The sequence below is a fragment of the Rhizobium sp. 21-4511-3d genome (assembly GCF_053522545.1).
On the sequence record NZ_JBNWCF010000001.1, the window covers coordinates 550,983 to 567,652 of the forward strand.

The window sequence follows — 16,670 nt, forward strand, 5'->3', positions numbered from 1 at the left end:
GCGAAGCACCGCTGATGCAAAACCTTTGTGGCCTTTCCGGGGTCGAATTCTCCCAATTCGCCGCGTCGCTGCCCTGAAAGGGCGCTGTCCCGAAAGTGGCCACCTTCGGCATTGCAATTCGCGCCTGCTTCGGTAAACCAGCTTTCGAATTCATGCAACACGGCCCACGCAACTCCGCGTGAAGAATGAGGCATTTCCGGAAAAAACAATGATCTTCGGGCTCTTTCGTAAGAAAAACAACAATCAGGCGATCGTCGAGCGGCAGTATTCGACGCTGACGTCGGCCGCCCGCACGCCCGAGTTCTACGAAAGCATGGATGTGCCCGACACCGTCATGGGCCGCTTCGAGATGCTTTCGCTGGTGATGATCCTATTCTTCCGCCGCACGCGGGCCTCCGGCACCAGCGGCCAGGAGATCGCCCAGGAGATCGTCGACGCCTTCTTTCAGGATATCGACTATTCGATCCGCGAGCTCGGCATCGGCGACAACAGCGTGCCGAAGCGCATGAAGAAGCTGGCGGGCATGTTCTACGGCCGCCTCGAAGCCTATTCCAAGGCGATGGATGCCGGTGACAGCGAAGCACTGTCCACGGCGCTGTCGCGCAACATTCACCCGAAGGCGGAAGCTCCGGCCGACATGAGCGCGCTCGCCGCCTGGATGTTCAAGGCCGAAGCGGCACTCTCGGAGCAGTCCGAAGATCAGATAGCGACCGGCTCGGCGACGCTGCCGGACGCGGCCTGAGGAGGAAGACATGAAACATCAGGACGACGCCATTCCCTTTTCCTATCTGGTAAAGGTCGGCCATATCTCGGCCAATCCCGTCGAGGTGCGCCTAGAAGCCGACGAGAAGGAGCGTAAGGCGCTCGCCGAGAGCTGGAACATTCTCTCCGTCGATGAGCTGCGCGCCGAGCTGCAGGTCAATCGCTGGAAGAAGGACGGCATCCGCGTCAAGGGCAGGGTGCATGCCCGTATCGTGCAGGCCTGTGTCGTGACGCTCGAGCCCGTTATCTCGGATATCGACGAGCCCTTCGAGCAGATCTTCGTGCCGGAAAATTCCAAGCTTGCCCGCCGCCCGGCCAATGATGCCGGCGAGATGGTGCTCGATCCCGATGGCCCGGATCTGCCGGAGCCCTTTACCGGCGACAGCATCGATGCCGGCGCCGTGGTGACCGAATTCGCCGCGATGGCGATCGATCCCTATCCGCGCAAACCCGGCATCGAATTCAACGGGCATATCGAGGACGATGGCCAGAACGACAAGAAGCCGTCGCCATTCGCTGCGCTCAAGGACTGGAAGAAGGACTGAATACCCGTTGGGTATTTGACACAATTCAGTTGTAAGCGATGGGAAAACCGGTATTTTGGCCGAAATTTCGCCTCCCCCGGCGAAAAAGAAGGATCAGGGACGCGTGATCAGAATTTCTCTCGACCTCATGGGCGGCGACTTTGGTCCCCAGGTTGTCATCCCAGGTGCCGCCAAAGCGTTGGAGCGGCATCCGGATATTTCCTTCGTTTTCTACGGGTTGAAGGAAGAGTGCGAGCCCGTTCTCGCCAAGTTCCCGAAAGTCGCAGCCAAGTCGGTCTTCCATGACTGCGAGGTTGCCGTGCGCATGGACGAGAAGCCGAGCCAGGCGCTTCGCCGCGGCCGCTACGTCTCCAGCATGTGGCGCACCATCGAAGCCGTGAAGTCCGGCGATGCCGACGTTGCGGTGTCGGCGGGCAATACCGGCGCGCTGATGGCGATGTCGAAATTCTGTCTGCGCACCATGGCCAATATCGAGCGCCCGGCGATCGCCGGCATCTGGCCGACCCTGCGCGGCGAGAGCATCGTTCTCGATATCGGCGCGACGATCGGCGCGGATTCGCAGCAGCTGATGGATTTCGCCTTGATGGGCGGCGCCATGGCTCGCGCGCTTTTCGAGATCGAGCGCCCGACCATCGGCCTGCTCAATGTCGGCGTCGAAGAGATCAAGGGTCAGGAAGAGGTCAAGGAAGCGGGCCGCCTGCTTCGCGAAGCCAATCTTGATTCGCTCGAATATTCCGGCTTCGTCGAAGGCGACGATATCGGCAAGGGCACGGTCGACGTTGTCGTCACCGAAGGTTTCTCCGGTAATATCGCGCTGAAGGCCGCCGAAGGCACGGCAAAGCAGATCGGCACCTATCTGCGTGCCGCGATGTCGCGCACGCTGATGGCCAAGATCGGCTATCTGCTGGCAAAAAGCGCTTTCGACATGCTGCGCGAGAAGATGGACCCGAGCAAGGTCAATGGCGGCGTGTTCCTCGGCCTGAACGGCATCGTCATCAAGAGCCATGGCGGCGCCAATGCCGAAGGTATCGCGGCCGCGATCGAAGTCGGTTACGACATGGCCAAGAATGGCCTCAATCAGAAAATAGAAAACGATCTCAAGAAATATCATGCCAAGCGGCAGCCGCCCATCGGGCCGGAAGCTGCGTGAGCGACGGGGTTTAGCAAGAATGATCCGTTCAGTGGTTCGCGGGTTCGGAGCCGCACTTCCGAAACGCGTAATGACCAACCGCGACATGGAAGATGTCGTTGACACGTCGGACGAGTGGATCGTCCAGCGTACCGGCATCCGCCAGCGCTATGTCGCAGGCGAGGGCGAGACGACGTCGTCGCTCGGCGAGCAGGCCGCGCGCGCAGCACTCGATAATGCCGGCCTGACGCCCGCCGATATCGACCTGATCATCTGTGCCACCTCGACGCCTGACAACACCTTCCCGGCAACGGCGGTCAACATCCAGAACCGTCTCGGCATGAGCCATGGCTTCGCCTTCGACGTTCAGGCCGTCTGCACCGGCTTCGTCTATGCCGTCACCACGGCTGATGCCTATATCCGCGGCGGTCTCGCCAAGCGCGTTCTCGTCATCGGCGCGGAGACCTTCTCGCGCATTCTCGACTGGAATGACCGCACCACCTGCGTTCTCTTCGGCGATGGTGCCGGCGCGCTGGTTCTCGAAGCCTCCGAAGGCGAGGGCAAGACCTCGGATCGCGGCGTTCTGACCGCGCATCTGCGCTCCGACGGCTCGCACAAGGACAAGCTCTTCGTCGATGGCGGCCCGTCGAGCACCGGCACCGTCGGCAAGCTGCGCATGGAAGGCCGCGAAGTCTTCAAATATGCGGTCGGCATGATCACGGACGTCATCCAGGCGGCTTTCGACGCCACCGGCACGACGTCTGACGATCTCGATTGGCTGGTCCCCCACCAGGCAAATCGACGCATCATCGACGGTTCGGCCAAGAAGCTGAACATCGCCCCAGAAAAGGTCGTCATCACCGTCGATCTGCATGGCAACACCTCGGCGGCTTCCATTCCGCTGGCGCTTGCCGTTGCAGCCGGTGACGGACGCATCAAGAAGGGCGATCTCGTCATGCTCGAGGCCATGGGCGGCGGCTTCACCTGGGGCGCCGTGCTGCTGCGCTGGTAGTGCTGCAAATCGCAAAAAACTGACGACGAACAAGAGCTTGACCGTAAGGCGCAAGACAAATAGTCTTTGCTCGCTTTCATAAGATATTTTGCAGCTTGGGCGGGGAAACCATGACCGGAAAGACAGTGACGCGAGCAGACCTGGCGGAATCAGTTTTCCGGAAGGTTGGTCTCTCTCGAACAGAGTCCGCCGAACTCGTCGAAACCGTCATTGACGAAATCTGCAACGCCATCGTCCGTGGAGAGACGGTCAAGCTCTCCTCCTTCGCGACCTTCCAGGTGCGCGACAAGAACGAGCGTATTGGCCGCAACCCGAAGACCGGCGAAGAAGTGCCGATCTCGCCGCGCCGCGTCATGACCTTCAAGGCGTCGAACGTCCTGAAGACCCGGATTCTCAAGGCTCACACGCTGCGCAAGGTCAAGCAGAAGCCCGCAAATCCGGCCTCCTGAGCCCGTTCCATCGGCTCTGCCTAATCGATAAATCATTGATGTCATTGCCCGCGAACTGTGGGAACCCGAAGACGTGACTTGAATTCGGCGGTTCAAACCGTTGAAATATGATGAGTCGCGGATTGGACCGCCACCGAGGTCGCGTAGGGAGTAGGACGTTGGACAAGAGCCCTGATGCTTTTCGAACCATCAGCGAAGTTGCGGATGATCTTGATCTGCCGCAGCACGTCTTGCGCTTCTGGGAAACTCGTTTTCCGCAGATAAAGCCGATGAAGCGTGGCGGCGGACGCCGTTATTATCGCCCTGAAGATGTGGATCTCCTGAAGGGCATCCGTCATCTGCTCTATGATCACGGCTACACGATAAAGGGCGTGCAGAAGCTCCTGAAGACCAACGGCAACAAGTTTGTCGTCTCCGTCGCCCATGGCGATCTCGCCAGCGTCGAGGCGCTGGCGGCGAGTTCCAAGGATGGCGGCGGCTCTTCGTCCTCCGAACCCCGCGTCAGCATGGCCGATGAAGACCAGCTCGTCGGCCGCGCCAAGGCGCCGATCACCCGCCGCTTCTTCAATTTCGTCGCCGGCGAGGATGAGCAGGGCGAAGTCTCGATCGGCAAGTCGAGCGTCGGCAAGGAAGACCGCGCGCTGCTCCAGGAAGCGCTCTACGACCTCCTGGAATGCAAGCGCCTGCTCGACCAGGTACGCTGACGGAAGTCGCTTTTGCCCTTGTTTCAATGGCCCATGCTTCTAGCTAACTCCCCGTAAGCCATCCGGCACGGGGAATTCTGGATGATTATAGACGGCGCTGCCGGGGCATTGCCTTCATCTGACATATGCATCGTCGGTGCCGGTCCGGTCGGCCTTTCGCTGGCTTTCCGCTGCGCCGAACGCGGTCTTTCCGTAGCGATTGTCGAGGCAGGTTCCGCTGACGGCAGTGGTGGCGATATCGCACCCGGTCCCGTCCATTTCACCAACGGTCATCACGTCGAAAGCGCGGTCTCGGTCGCAAGCGGCATCGGCGGCACGTCTCGGCTTTGGGGTGGTCGTTGCGTGGCACTCGATCCGCTGGACTTCGGCAGGCGCGGCCACGTCCCGATGTCGGGCTGGCCGATCCCGGCTGACGCGCTGCAACCCTACTATCCCGATGCCCTGAATTTTCTCGGCTGCGATCCCAGGGCTTCGGTGATGAAGTCGCGAGCCGAAGGCGACGTGCGGATGGATTCGCTGGAGCATTGGGCGCCGGAGCCTGATCTCGGCGGCAGATATCGCGAGCGCCTGGTCGCCGCCACCGGTATCACGGTGATCACCAATGCGCGCGTCAGCGCCATGAAGGTCTCCGGCGATGGAGATATCGAAGGGCTGGAGCTGCTGACATCGGAGGGCCGGAGGGACCTGCAGGCCGGCCGCTACGCACTGGCGGCAGGCGGTCTCGAAAACACCCGGCTTCTGCTGGCCGCGCAGGAGAGACATCCGGAGAAATTCGGTGGACGGGAAGGACCGCTCGGACGCTTCTATGCGGGACATTTGACCGGCTATCTCGGGGTCGTCGAATTCAACAACGTCGAGACCGAGAACCTTCTCTGGTTTCGCAGGGCGAGCGGCGGCGATATCGTTCGCCAGCGCCTGATGATTGATCCCCCGGTGCAGGCGGCGAACGGATTGCTCAATGCCGCCTATTGGCTGGAGAGCCTTTCGATCGCCGATCCCAGCCATGGCAGCGGCGCGCTGTCGCTGGTCTATCTGATCTTCGCGCTGACCGGCCTCTACCCGCGCATTGCCCGTGGCCTGGCGCCTGCAACATCGATAACGCCGCAACGCCTCTACCGCGCCCACTGGCGCAACATCCGCAATGATGTCGCAGTTATCCCGGGTGCGGCGCGGACGCTATTCGACATGCTGCTGCGGCGCTTCCGGCGGGCGGCGGGCGCGGTGCGCAATCCGCGGGGCCGCTATCTGCTGCGCTATCACGCCGAGCAGGCGCCGAATGCCGAAAGCATCGTCCGGCTGCAGACGCAGGGCGAAGGGAAAGCGGCCGGTCTCGAAATAGACCTGCGGTTCGGCATGCAGGATTTCGATTCCATCGTCCGCTCCCATGAGATCATCGATCGGTGGCTGCGGCGCGAGAAGCTCGGTCATCTCGACTACATCCACCGCTGTGACGAGCGGCACGATGCCGTCAGGGATCAGGCACTCGACGGCTACCACCAGATCGGCTCGACCCGCATGTCGGATGATCCCGGTAGCGGCGTGGTGAACGCCGATTGTCGGGTGCACGATGTCGGCAATCTCTATGTCGCCGGCAGCAGCGTCTTTCCGACGGGTGGACAGGCCAATCCGACGCTGCCGGCCATCGCTCTGGCGCTGAGGCTTGCCGATCATTTGGCCAGTTTGGCGAGTGATGAAACGCCGCCGAGCGAGCGGAAGGTCGAGGAAACAGTGTCCTCATGAACGAGGAAAGGGGCGGGACCTCCAGGTCTCGCCCCTTTCTCTCCGCGGTCTTGTGACGCGCGCCGGTCTATTCGAGAACCTGGATGACGCGGTGCGTCTGCGGTTCCACGATCACACGGCGGTCATTGACCACGGTATAGGCATAGCCATCCATATTGGGGACGGTATGGACTTCGACGGTATCGGGCAGTGCCGTGCCGACGACCACATCGCCGTCATAGACGACCGAAGGCGTCTGCTGCTCCATCACATAGGTGCGGACTTCGCCCGGAAGGACGATCGCACCGGTCGGAGCCGGATCGGTGACGATGACGGTGCTCTGCGCGAAGGCAGCAGAGCTAACCGTCAGCAGTGCGGCGGCCGTGGCCAGCATGATCTTGCGCATGGGATAAACTCCTTTTCCTACCCAGCCGTCATGGAAACGTGGCGGAAAGTTCGTTGTTCCCAAATCAGCCCGCCGATCTCAGCGGGCGGCGAGCTCCACGCGCATCATCGCGAGCAGCGTATCGTAGTCCTGGATGCCATCGAAATAGAAGCGAATGACACTGCGGGCGACATCCAGCGCCTCCACACTCTGCTTGTGAAGCTGGCGCTCGGCCGCTACCGTATCGAAGACGGCCTGAAGCACATCGACCTCTTCGGGCGCGACCGGATCGTGTATCCCGCGTTCTGTCACCGCGTTCATTCACTCCTCCACTCTTCCTCCTGCCATATGTCAATGTGCGAGCGGCAGGGGCGCATTTCAACCGTCAAGCGCAATGATAGTAATTGAGTCCTTACTAAAACGGATGGCGCATCCGCGGCTTAGCCTTTCCCGATGGTCGCTGCTGAGACTTTTTGCCCGCGATCTCTGCGTATCCCGTTAATAAGTGATTAACCATAAGCGGCGTTTATTCCATCCTGAATGCTGGCGGCTTGTTGATTCGAGAAACCGCTGGGCGAATTTTCCCGTTTTGGGGAACAGGAAAGACGATAACGGCGGCTCCCTGAATGCGTTTGCTGAATCTGATATCGATCGTTGCGGTGGCGGGCGTGATGGCCGGCTGCAGTACAACGAGCGGCAGCGTCAAGCAGCCGTCCGGCCCGGAAGCCATTGCCAGCGAAAAAGCGCTGGTCATGCCGCCGCCCGGCGGGCCGTCGATCGTCAGCGTCGTCGAGACCAAGCGCGGTAATGGCGTCGAGCAGACGCTGTCGCTGTTCACGTCGTCCTCGGTTTCTGGCCAGAATTTCATGAAGGTGCAGTTCCTGGGCGCCAGCGGCTCCAATCCGGATACCGGAAGCGCCGGCTACAGGATGTTCAGCGAAACCGGCATGTCGCGCGAAGCCTTCGCTTCCGTGCCCGGCGTTGCCATGGCGCGCAACACGACCTTCCTGCAGAACAGCTACGGCCCGTTCTCCTACGCCTCCGGCCGCAGCCGCGGTGGCGATACCTGCATCTATGGCTGGCAGCAAATCCGCTCCAGCCGCGCCGCGCATACGCAGACCCGCAATTTCGGCATGATCCAGGTGAAGCTCCGGCTTTGCGATGCCCGCGCCAGCGAGCGCCAGCTGCTCGCCGTCATGTACGGCTACACGATCACCGGCACGCTGAACGGCGAGATCTGGAATCCCTACGGCGACGTTCGCGGCGCCGACCCGACGCTCGGCCAGACCGGCACGCCGATCTATCCGGATGAGGGCGGCTATCGTCAGATGTCGATGCCACTCGGTTATGAACCGGCGCCACAGGCTGTCAACCGCGTCACCGTGCGCCGTGCCGTCGTCACGCGGCCACAACCCGCCGTGGCACCGCAGCCGGTCGTGCAGCAGGCGCCGCCGGTCGGGCCGCGTGTGCCGCTGCCGGATGCGCCGCAACAGAGCTCGCAGATGGTTGTTCCGGGTAGTCCCGCGCAGCCGGCGGCTCCGGCACAACAATCCGCGCGGGCAGGCGGTGTCGCCGTGCCCTCGCCAGACTGCATAGGCGATGCGGCCATGACGGCCGCCTGCCGGAGATAGACTTGCATGCCCGGGCCTTCTGGCCCGGTTCTGTCATTTCGAAGGAACGTCGATGCATAAGGCCCGAAGCATCCTGATATGGGCGGTTGTCTCGCTCTGCACGATTGCGCTGATCACGCTGCCGGTGAACCTGCAGACCCAGCTCATCGCCAGCATCACCGTCGTCACCATCATGGCGATCATCAAGGTGATGAAGGGCGAGGGGACCTGGCGGCTGATCGCGCTGGCCTTCGGTACCGCCATCGTTCTGCGCTACGTCTACTGGCGCACGACCAACACGCTGCCGCCGGTCAATCAGCTGGAAAACTTCATCCCTGGCCTGCTGCTCTATCTCGCCGAAATGTATTCGGTGGCGATGCTGGCGCTCAGCCTTTTCATCGTCGCCACCCCGCTGCCGCCGCGCCCGTCGCGTGCCGCGCGCGAGGAGCGCTTCCCACATGTCGACGTCTTCGTTCCCTCCTACAACGAAGACGCCCACCTGCTCGCCAACACGTTGGCCGCTGCCAAGGCGATGGACTATCCGAAAGAGAAGCTGCATGTCTGGCTGCTCGATGACGGCGGTACGCTGCAGAAGCGCAATTCCAACAAGCTCGTCGAGGCACAGGCCGCAGTCGCGCGCCACGCCGAACTGAAGCAGCTCTGCGAAGATCTCGACGTCAAATATCTGACGCGCGACCGCAACGAGCATGCCAAGGCCGGCAACCTCAACAACGGCATGAAACACTCGACCGGCGAGCTGATCGCCGTCTTCGACGCCGACCACGCGCCAGCCCGCGACTTCCTGCTGGAGACCGTCGGCTATTTCGACGACGACCCGAAGCTCTTCCTGGTGCAGACGCCGCACTTCTTCATCAATCCCGACCCGCTGGAGCGCAACCTGCGCACCTTCGACAACATGCCGAGCGAGAACGAGATGTTCTACGGCATCATCCAGCGCGGTCTCGACAAGTGGAATGCCGCCTTCTTCTGCGGCTCAGCAGCCGTTCTCAGCCGCAAGGCGCTGGAGAGCCAGGGCGGCTTCTCCGGTATCAGCATCACCGAGGACTGCGAAACGGCGCTGGCGCTGCACGGCACCGGCTGGAACTCGATCTATGTCGACAAGCCGCTTATCGCCGGCCTGCAGCCCGCCACCTTCGCCAGCTTCATCGGTCAGCGCAGCCGCTGGGCGCAGGGCATGATGCAGATCCTCCGCTTCCGCTTCCCGCTCCTGAAGCGCGGCCTGACGATCCCGCAGCGTCTGTGCTACATGTCGTCGACGCTGTTCTGGCTGTTCCCGTTCCCGCGCACGATCTTCCTGTTCGCGCCGCTCTTCTACCTGTTCTTCGATCTCGAAATCTTCACCGCTTCGGGCGGCGAGTTCCTGGCCTACACGCTGGCCTACATGCTCGTGAACCTGATGATGCAGAACTATCTCTACGGCTCGTTCCGCTGGCCGTGGATCTCGGAGCTCTACGAATATGTGCAGACGGTCCACCTTCTGCCCGCCGTCGTCTCGGTCATGCTCAATCCGCGCAAGCCGACCTTCAAGGTGACGGCGAAGGACGAGTCGATCGCCGTCAGCCGCCTGTCGGAAATCAGCCGTCCGTTCTTCGTCATCTTCGCCGTGCAGATCATCGCCTTGATCATCACCATCTACCGCATCTATGCCGAGCCCTATAAGGCCGACGTGACGCTTGTCGTCGGCGGCTGGAACATCATCAACCTGATCATGGCCGGCTGTGCGCTGGGCGTCGTCTCCGAGCGCGGCGAGCGCTCCTCGTCGCGGCGTGTGCGCGTCAACCGCCGCTGCGAACTCGGGGTCAACGGCAAATGGTACACTGCCTCGATCGAGGACGTTTCCGTCCACGGCGCCCGCCTGCATGTCTTCAACAAGCAGCTCGATCAGATGACCGTCGGGGCCGAGGGCGAAATCCGCTTCCGTCCCTATAGCGGTGCCGATCTCGAAACCCTGCCGCTCATCGTCCGCAACATGGAGCCTTCGGGCGACATCACCATGGTCGGCTGCCAGTATGTTCCGAAGAACGCTCTCGACCACCGTCTGATCGCCGACCTGATGTTTGCGAACTCGGACCAGTGGACGCAATTCCAGCAGAGCCGCCGCCGCAACCCGGGCCTCATCCGCGGCACCATCTGGTTCCTCGGCCTGTCCTTCTATCAGACCAGCCGCGGCCTGGTGTATTTCTTCCGCAGCATGCGGCCGGAGCGCGAGGCGCAACAGCAGCAACAGCAACAGACGGCAAAGGCGAACGGCTGATGAAGAAGCTTGCCGCTGCCTCCGCTCTGCTTCTCAGCGCCTCGGCAATCGCCTATGCGCAGACCGCGCAGGCGCCCGCACCCTTCGATATGTCCGGCGAACGTCCGGCCGGGCTGCAGCCGATGGTGCCGCGCATGACGCTGCCCGCGCAGCAGCCTGCTGCGGCCCCGGCTCAGCCGGCGCCGGCTCCCGCTGCACCTGTCCCGGCCGCACCCGTCGCTGCGCAGCCTGCACCCGTTCCTGCCGTTCCGGCAACGCCGCCGGTCCTGTCGCAGCCCGCGGCCGCTCCGGCACCTGTCCCGGCATCCCCGGTTCCCGCGTCGCCCGTCGCCGCACAGCAGCCCGCAGCGCAGCCGCAGCCGCAACAGACGCCTGCGACGCCGGATGCGGCAGCCACTGCCCGTGCAGCCGGCAATGTCGTGCGCTATGTCGTGCCTGCCGCCAAGTTCGGCCTGGAAGGCGAATATGACCGCAAGTCCTGGTCCGTCTATCTGACGCCCGAGCAGGCGGCTGCCCCGGCAAAGTTCAACTTCGCCTACCAGAACTCGATCGTCGTCGCCCCCGAGGCCTCGCAGATCACCGTGCTGATCAACAACCGGCCGGTAGGCCAGCAGCAGGTGGGCTCGCCGGACAGCCAGTCTTCCGTCAGCTTCGACGTGCCGCGCGGGCTGCTGCAGCCGGGCGCAAATCTGCTGACCTTCGAGACCAACCAGCGCCACCGCACCGATTGCAGCATCCAGTCCACCTATGAGCTGTGGTCTAATATCGATCCGTCGCAGACCTATTTCAGCTTTGCCGGGCAGGATGCTGCGCGCCTGTCGAGCACCGATGCGATCCGCGCAATCGGCGTCGATGGTGCGGGCAAAACCGAATTCGATCTGCTGGTCCCGGCGCTCGAGCAGCCGGGTACGACGAAGCCGCTGCTGCGTCTGACGCAGGGCCTCTCTGTCCTCAGCGGCATGCCGAACCAGACCTTCTCCTTCAGCGCCGATCGCTTGCCGAACGGCGGTGCCGGCAAGCTCACCGTCCTCGTCGGCACGCCGGCCGAGCTCGCGCCTTACTTCCCGGCGCTGCCTCCGGCCGTCCAGTCCGCCCCGCTCGCCACCTTCGCGACCGATCCGCGGACGGGCTCGACAGTGCTCTTGATCAGCGGCCCGTCCTGGCCGGCGATCTCGCAGGCGATCGATACGATCGTTCAGCCCACCGACCGTTCGCCCGATGTACGCCGTGACGTGCTGACGACGCAGCGTTGGACGGCGCCGGATGCGCCGCTGCTTTTCGAGGACACGCGCCTCAGCTTCCAGAAGCTCGGCGTCAAGACCACCGAATTCTCCGGCCGCCGCTTCCGCACCGATTTCAACGTCGCCGTTCCCGCCGATTTCTATGCCAATGCCTATGGCGAGGCGACGGTGCTGCTCGATGCCGCCTATACAGAGAACGTTCTCCCCGGCAGCCATATCGACATCTATGTCAACGGCAACATCGCCTCGACCGTGCCGATCACTTCGACCGGCGGCGGTATCCTGCGCCATCTGCCGATCCGCGTCACGATGCGGCATTTCAAGCCGGGCCTGAACGAGCTGGCGCTCGAAGCGATCCTGCAGACCAAGGAAGACGCCGCCTGCGCGCCCGGTTCGACAGCCGGCGGCACGCCGCGTTTCGCGCTCTTCGATACGACCGAATTCCACATGCCGGATTTCGCTCGCGTCGGACAACGGCCGAACCTCGCGGCAATGGCCGGCACTGCCTATCCCTATGGCCGCCTGACCGCACCGATGCCGCTGTTCCTGGATCGCGCAGATGCCGACACGCTCTCCGCTGCGGCAACCCTGCTCGGCCAGATGGCGAGCATGGCCGGTCACCCGATCGATATCGAAACCTCGGCATCGCCGAGCACGATCGGCGACCGCGACGCGATGTTCATCGGCTCGATCTCGCAGCTTCCGGCAACCGCGCTGTCGCAGGTCAATGTCGCGACCGCCAGCCAGGCCTCCTGGCGCCCCGTGCCTGATACCGGCGCGGCGGCGCCCGACACCAACGCCGCCTTCGACGAATGGCGCTCGAAGGTCAGCGGCGGCGCCTGGAAGGGGCAGGTCACCGCTTTCCAGGAATGGATGCGCCGCAACTTCGACATTTCGCTGAGCTCGCTGCAATTCGTGCCGGGCGCCGAAGAAGTCTTCGCCCCGTCGAATGTCGCAACGATGATGGTGGCGCAGGGCACGAGCCCTGAAGGCAACGGCACCTGGACGCTGGTCACCGCACCCTCGGCAAAGGATCTGCGCGAAGGCGCTGAAGCGCTGACCTCTCAGGCCAACTGGCCGCAGATATCAGGCCACATCACCACCTATTCGTCGAAGACGGGCAAGGTCGAAAGCGTCCCGGTGACGCGCTTCGATTTCGTGCCGTCGCAGACCTGGACGATCGCCAATTACCGTCTGATCGCCGCCAACTGGCTGTCGACCAACATTCTCTCCTACGCCTTCCTGCTGGTCGTCCTGTCGATGCTGATCGGCGTCGCGACATCGAGCATGCTCGGCAGACTGGGACGAGGAAAATGAGGGGGATCGCGACGCGGCTGATGGCGGGCGTCGTTGCCCTCAACCTGCTGTGGCAGCCAGCTGCGGCACAACAGGTTCTGGTCGCTCCTCAGGCCTGGGCGGCCTACAAGACGCAGTTCCTCGATCAGACCGGCCGCGTCATCGACAATGGCAACGGCAATATCAGCCACAGCGAAGGGCAGGGCTATGGCCTGCTGCTTTCCTACCTCGCCAACAGCCCCTCCGATTTCGAGCAGATCTGGTACTTCACCCGCACCGAGCTTCTGCTGCGTAACGACGGGCTGGCCGTCTGGAAATGGGATCCGAATTCCAGGCCGCACGTCACAGACATCAACAACGCCTCCGACGGCGACCTCTTGATCGCCTATGCGCTGGCGCTTGCCGGTGCTGCCTGGAAGAAGCCCGAATATATCGAGGCGGCAGCCAAGATGGCGCATTCGCTGCTGACCGAGGCGGTCGTGCAATCCGGCGGCCGCACGCTGCTGATGCCCGGCGTCGAAGGTTTCATGCCGCCCGGCCGCAAGGATGGTCCCGTCATCAACCCGTCCTACTGGATCTACGAGGCGCTGCCGGTCATGGCGCTGCTGGCGCCCTCCGATCAGTGGCAGAAGCTCAGCGACGATGGCCTGGCGCTGTTGCGCAGCATGCAGTTCGGCCCGCGCAAGCTGCCGGCCGAATGGGTGAGCCTGGCGCGCATGCCGGCACCTGCAGAGGGCTTCGATGCCGAGTTTGCCTATAATGCCATCCGCATCCCGCTCTATCTCGCGCGCGCCGGTGTAACCGATGCCGAGCTCTTCGGACGGCTGCAGCAGGGCATGACCGTGGACGGGGCTCCGGCCACCATCGACCTCACCACTGGTAAACCGAAAGCCGCGCTTTCGGACGCTGGTTATCGAATTGTTAACGATGTTGTGGCCTGTGTGGTGCATGGTACGAAACTGCCAGAATCAGCTCTGCAGTTCTCGCCAGCGCTCTACTATCCGTCCACCCTCCAGCTGCTCGGGCTGGCATTCGTTGGGGAGAAACATCCGGAGTGTCTGTGAAGTCCTCTCTCGTTGCAATTTCCGCGGCAGTCGTCGTGGCTGGTGTCATTACCGGCCTGAAGGATCGCGCGGCGCTACAGCAGCGCTTCGGGATTGGTGAAGAAGACAACGCTCCTAACCTGATGCTGATGGAGCGCATCAAGGGTCCGGATGCGCCGGCTGATCCGAAGATCGACGTTCAGGCGATCACCGACCGGCTGCAGGCTGCAGCGCCCGTTCTGACTGCCCAGACACAGGCGCAAGGGCAGGGACAGGCGCCGGTTTCGGCCGTTCCGCCGGTCACCGTGACGCCGGCCGCACCGGTCAGTGCCGATGCCGCTCCGGTCGAGACAGCACAGCAGACGCAGCCCGCACCGGCAACAGCTGCTGCGCAGCCGCAGAACCAGGCCCAGGGACAGCCGAAGGTCGATGAAAGCGCGCTGCGCTATTTCGCCAGCCGCGGCGACAAGGTGCGTCTGCAGGCCGAAATCTCCCGTCTTCAGGCGCTCTATCCGAACTGGGTTCCCCCGGCCGATCCGCTGGCCGTGCCGCAGAGCGGCGACAAGCAGCTCGAGACCATGTGGCAGCTCTATTCCGAGGGCCGCTATGCCGAGCTGCGTTCGGCGATCGCCAACCGGCAGACCGCCGAGCCCGCCTGGCAGCCACCGGCCGACCTGCTCGACCGCCTCGATGTCGCCGAAGCCCGTGCGCGGCTGATCAACGCATCCGATCTCAAGCAATATGCGACCGTCGTCGATATCGGCGCCGCGACGCCGAGCCTGCTGACCTGCAGCGATATCGATGTGCTCTGGCGCGTCGCCGAAGCCTTCGTCGATACGGATCGCCAGCAGCGCGGCATCGACGCCTATACCTATATCCTGAAGAACTGCACCAATCCGCAGGAGCGCCTGGCGACCATCCAGAAGGCCTCAGCCGTGCTGCCGTACCAGCCGATGCAGTCGCTGCTCGCGCTCGAACAGCCGGCCGTCAGCGGCGCGCGCGAATTCGACAGCATTCGTGACGACCTTGCCCGCCGCTTTCTCGCCGAAGGCAATGCCGACGACAAGCTGACGATCGCTGCCGATTACATCTCGCGCGTCGAGCGCCTTGCCGAAGCCCAGGGCGAACCGGCCGATGCCCTGCTGCTCGGCTGGTACCAGCTGCGCCGCCAGAATGCGACCGATGCCGAAAAGTGGTTCCGTGCCGCCCGCACCAAGGAAGACAGCGCCTCGGCCTCCGAAGGCCTCGCTCTGGCGCTGGTCGACCGCAAGGCGCCGCAGGAAGCCGAAGACGTCATGTTCAAGTGGCGCAACGATTCCAAGGACGCGATGGACACCTATCTGGCTGCCACCGCCAACCTGATGGCGCTGCAGCCCCCGGCCAACATCACCGAGGACGTGCTCGGCCGCATGGCGACCGAGATCATCGCCCAGAAATACGTGCCGACCGCCCAGCAATATGGCTGGTATGCCCGTTCGCTCAATCAGCCGCAGACGGCCGCGCGCTGGTTCGAAACGGCGCTGCGCTGGAAGCCCGATGACGAGCCTTCCGCCTATGGTCTGGCGATTACCCGCGAGCAACTGAACGACCGCAAGGGCGTAGCCGAAGTCCAGAGGCTCTGGGCCGGCCGCTCGCAGCGTATCGCCACGCTCGACGACACCTCGTCGCTGACGCCGAACGTCTCCGCGCCGCTGCCGGGCCCGACCCAGGCGCCGCAGACCAATGCACCCGTCGCCGTGGCGCCCACGCCGCAGCCGGTGCAGCAGCAACAGTACCAGCAGGCGCCGCAGCAATATCAGCCGGTGCAACAGCAGTATCAGCCCGTGCAACAGCAGCAGGCCTACCAGCAGCCGGTTCAGCGCCAGCGCACGCAGGTTGCGAGCTACGATGCCGAGCCGTCCCGGCCCGCCGCCGTTCAGCAGACGGCACGCGCCCCCCGCGGCTGCGCCACGACGATCGATGCCAGCATGCTGAGCCCCGGCGATGCGCTGACCCGCGGCTGGTGCCTGATGGATCTCAACCGCCCGATGGAGGCGATTGCCGCCTTCGAGACGGCGCTGAAGAGCCCGGCACGGCAGAACCGCGAAGATGCCGCCTACGGCCAGAGCCTCGCCTATCTGCGCGCCGGCCTTTCTAACAACGCTGCCGTCTCCGCAACCCGCGCCCCACAGAACCGCCAGCGCGCTGCCGAGCTGCAGGTCGCGATCCTCGCCGACCGTGCGCTCTCCGCCTATGGCGCCAAGCGCTATCGCGAAACGCTGATCTATCTCGACCAGCGCGCCCAGTTGAAGCAGGAAACCATCGACCTTATGGTGCTGCGCGGCTACTGCTACCTGAACCTCAAGATGTATGGCGATGCCACCCGCGTCTTCGAGGCGGCGGCTGCGACCGGCAGCAAGGATGCCAATCGCGGCCTCGCCAATGTTCGCGAGGCGACACACCCGGATGGCCGCTACTGACCTTGGCAAGCGCCGCTGCCACGGTTAGACAGGAGGCCTGA

The 16,670-nt window shown here is 63.4% G+C and carries 13 protein-coding genes and 1 pseudogene; 12 read left to right on the plus strand and 2 right to left on the minus strand.

The window, feature by feature from the left end; genetic code table 11:
- The first annotated feature begins 152 nt into the window (after nucleotides 1-152).
- The 7 genes and pseudogenes from ACQZ5H_RS02920 to ACQZ5H_RS02950 all read left to right on the plus strand — a co-directional run bounded on the left by ACQZ5H_RS02920 (nucleotide 153) and on the right by ACQZ5H_RS02950 (nucleotide 6,341).
- Nucleotides 153-742: pseudogene (locus tag ACQZ5H_RS02920) on the plus strand (ubiquinol-cytochrome C chaperone family protein).
- A 10-nt stretch (nucleotides 743-752) separates the two neighbouring features.
- Entirely contained in the window at nucleotides 753-1,307 is a 555-nt protein-coding gene (locus ACQZ5H_RS02925; protein ID WP_112718750.1) for a YceD family protein, read from the plus strand.
- Nucleotides 1,308-1,410: 103 nt separating this feature from the next.
- Nucleotides 1,411-2,457 (plus strand): phosphate acyltransferase PlsX, encoded by a 1,047-nt coding sequence (gene plsX, locus ACQZ5H_RS02930; RefSeq protein WP_112718828.1) that lies wholly within the window; start codon nucleotides 1,411-1,413, stop codon nucleotides 2,455-2,457.
- Between the two features lie 19 nt (nucleotides 2,458-2,476).
- Nucleotides 2,477-3,448: a beta-ketoacyl-ACP synthase III gene (locus ACQZ5H_RS02935; protein ID WP_112718749.1), complete on the plus strand. Its 972-nt coding sequence runs from the start codon at nucleotides 2,477-2,479 to the stop codon at nucleotides 3,446-3,448.
- Between the two features lie 110 nt (nucleotides 3,449-3,558).
- Nucleotides 3,559-3,897: an integration host factor subunit alpha gene (locus ACQZ5H_RS02940; RefSeq protein ID WP_112718748.1), complete on the plus strand. Its 339-nt coding sequence runs from the start codon at nucleotides 3,559-3,561 to the stop codon at nucleotides 3,895-3,897.
- Nucleotides 3,898-4,007: 110 nt separating this feature from the next.
- On the plus strand, nucleotides 4,008-4,601 hold the full coding sequence (locus ACQZ5H_RS02945; protein WP_112718747.1) for a MerR family transcriptional regulator: 594 nt from the start codon (nucleotides 4,008-4,010) through the stop codon (nucleotides 4,599-4,601).
- Nucleotides 4,602-4,682: 81 nt separating this feature from the next.
- Nucleotides 4,683-6,341 (plus strand): FAD-dependent oxidoreductase, encoded by a 1,659-nt coding sequence (locus ACQZ5H_RS02950; RefSeq protein WP_449096693.1) that lies wholly within the window; start codon nucleotides 4,683-4,685, stop codon nucleotides 6,339-6,341.
- 67 nt (nucleotides 6,342-6,408) lie between these two features.
- Here ACQZ5H_RS02950 and ACQZ5H_RS02955 read toward each other — a convergent pair whose 3' ends face one another.
- Nucleotides 6,409-6,726 (minus strand): DUF1236 domain-containing protein, encoded by a 318-nt coding sequence (locus tag ACQZ5H_RS02955; protein WP_449096694.1) that lies wholly within the window; start codon nucleotides 6,724-6,726, stop codon nucleotides 6,409-6,411.
- Nucleotides 6,727-6,804: 78 nt separating this feature from the next.
- The gene (locus tag ACQZ5H_RS02960; RefSeq protein WP_112718744.1) at nucleotides 6,805-7,026 is read right to left on the minus strand and encodes a hypothetical protein; all 222 of its coding nucleotides are present in this window, start codon (nucleotides 7,024-7,026) and stop codon (nucleotides 6,805-6,807) included.
- Nucleotides 7,027-7,331: 305 nt separating this feature from the next.
- Between ACQZ5H_RS02960 and bcsN the strand changes: the two genes are divergently transcribed.
- Genes bcsN through ACQZ5H_RS02985 form a run of 5 tightly spaced genes read left to right on the plus strand, consistent with a single transcriptional unit; the run spans nucleotide 7,332 to nucleotide 16,629 of the window.
- Nucleotides 7,332-8,336: a cellulose biosynthesis protein BcsN gene (gene bcsN, locus ACQZ5H_RS02965; RefSeq protein WP_449096695.1), complete on the plus strand. Its 1,005-nt coding sequence runs from the start codon at nucleotides 7,332-7,334 to the stop codon at nucleotides 8,334-8,336.
- Between the two features lie 52 nt (nucleotides 8,337-8,388).
- A complete protein-coding gene (gene bcsA, locus ACQZ5H_RS02970) occupies nucleotides 8,389-10,590 on the plus strand; it encodes a UDP-forming cellulose synthase catalytic subunit (RefSeq protein WP_112718827.1) in 2,202 nt (733 codons plus the stop codon).
- Complete coding sequence (locus ACQZ5H_RS02975; protein WP_449096696.1) at nucleotides 10,590-13,148, plus strand: cellulose biosynthesis cyclic di-GMP-binding regulatory protein BcsB; 2,559 nt, start codon at nucleotides 10,590-10,592, stop codon at nucleotides 13,146-13,148. Before bcsA ends, ACQZ5H_RS02975 begins: the two co-directional genes overlap by 1 nt.
- Nucleotides 13,145-14,191: a glycosyl hydrolase family 8 gene (locus ACQZ5H_RS02980; RefSeq protein WP_449096697.1), complete on the plus strand. Its 1,047-nt coding sequence runs from the start codon at nucleotides 13,145-13,147 to the stop codon at nucleotides 14,189-14,191. The genes ACQZ5H_RS02975 and ACQZ5H_RS02980 overlap by 4 nt, the downstream gene beginning before the upstream one ends.
- Nucleotides 14,188-16,629 (plus strand): cellulose synthase, encoded by a 2,442-nt coding sequence (locus ACQZ5H_RS02985; protein ID WP_449097015.1) that lies wholly within the window; start codon nucleotides 14,188-14,190, stop codon nucleotides 16,627-16,629. Before ACQZ5H_RS02980 ends, ACQZ5H_RS02985 begins: the two co-directional genes overlap by 4 nt.
- Nucleotides 16,630-16,670: the final 41 nt, after the last annotated feature.

Coding starts and splice junctions, on each gene's coding strand:
- ACQZ5H_RS02980 (WP_449096697.1), top strand. CDS start 13,145: ATGAGGGGGATCGCGACGCGGCTGATGGCGGGCGTCGTTGCCCTCAAC.
- ACQZ5H_RS02935 (WP_112718749.1), top strand. CDS start 2,477: ATGATCCGTTCAGTGGTTCGCGGGTTCGGAGCCGCACTTCCGAAACGC.
- ACQZ5H_RS02950 (WP_449096693.1), top strand. CDS start 4,683: ATGATTATAGACGGCGCTGCCGGGGCATTGCCTTCATCTGACATATGC.
- ACQZ5H_RS02925 (WP_112718750.1), top strand. CDS start 753: ATGAAACATCAGGACGACGCCATTCCCTTTTCCTATCTGGTAAAGGTC.
- ACQZ5H_RS02955 (WP_449096694.1), bottom strand. CDS start 6,726: ATGCGCAAGATCATGCTGGCCACGGCCGCCGCACTGCTGACGGTTAGC.
- bcsN (WP_449096695.1), top strand. CDS start 7,332: ATGCGTTTGCTGAATCTGATATCGATCGTTGCGGTGGCGGGCGTGATG.
- ACQZ5H_RS02940 (WP_112718748.1), top strand. CDS start 3,559: ATGACCGGAAAGACAGTGACGCGAGCAGACCTGGCGGAATCAGTTTTC.
- ACQZ5H_RS02975 (WP_449096696.1), top strand. CDS start 10,590: ATGAAGAAGCTTGCCGCTGCCTCCGCTCTGCTTCTCAGCGCCTCGGCA.
- ACQZ5H_RS02945 (WP_112718747.1), top strand. CDS start 4,008: ATGAGTCGCGGATTGGACCGCCACCGAGGTCGCGTAGGGAGTAGGACG.
- ACQZ5H_RS02960 (WP_112718744.1), bottom strand. CDS start 7,026: ATGAACGCGGTGACAGAACGCGGGATACACGATCCGGTCGCGCCCGAA.
- bcsA (WP_112718827.1), top strand. CDS start 8,389: ATGCATAAGGCCCGAAGCATCCTGATATGGGCGGTTGTCTCGCTCTGC.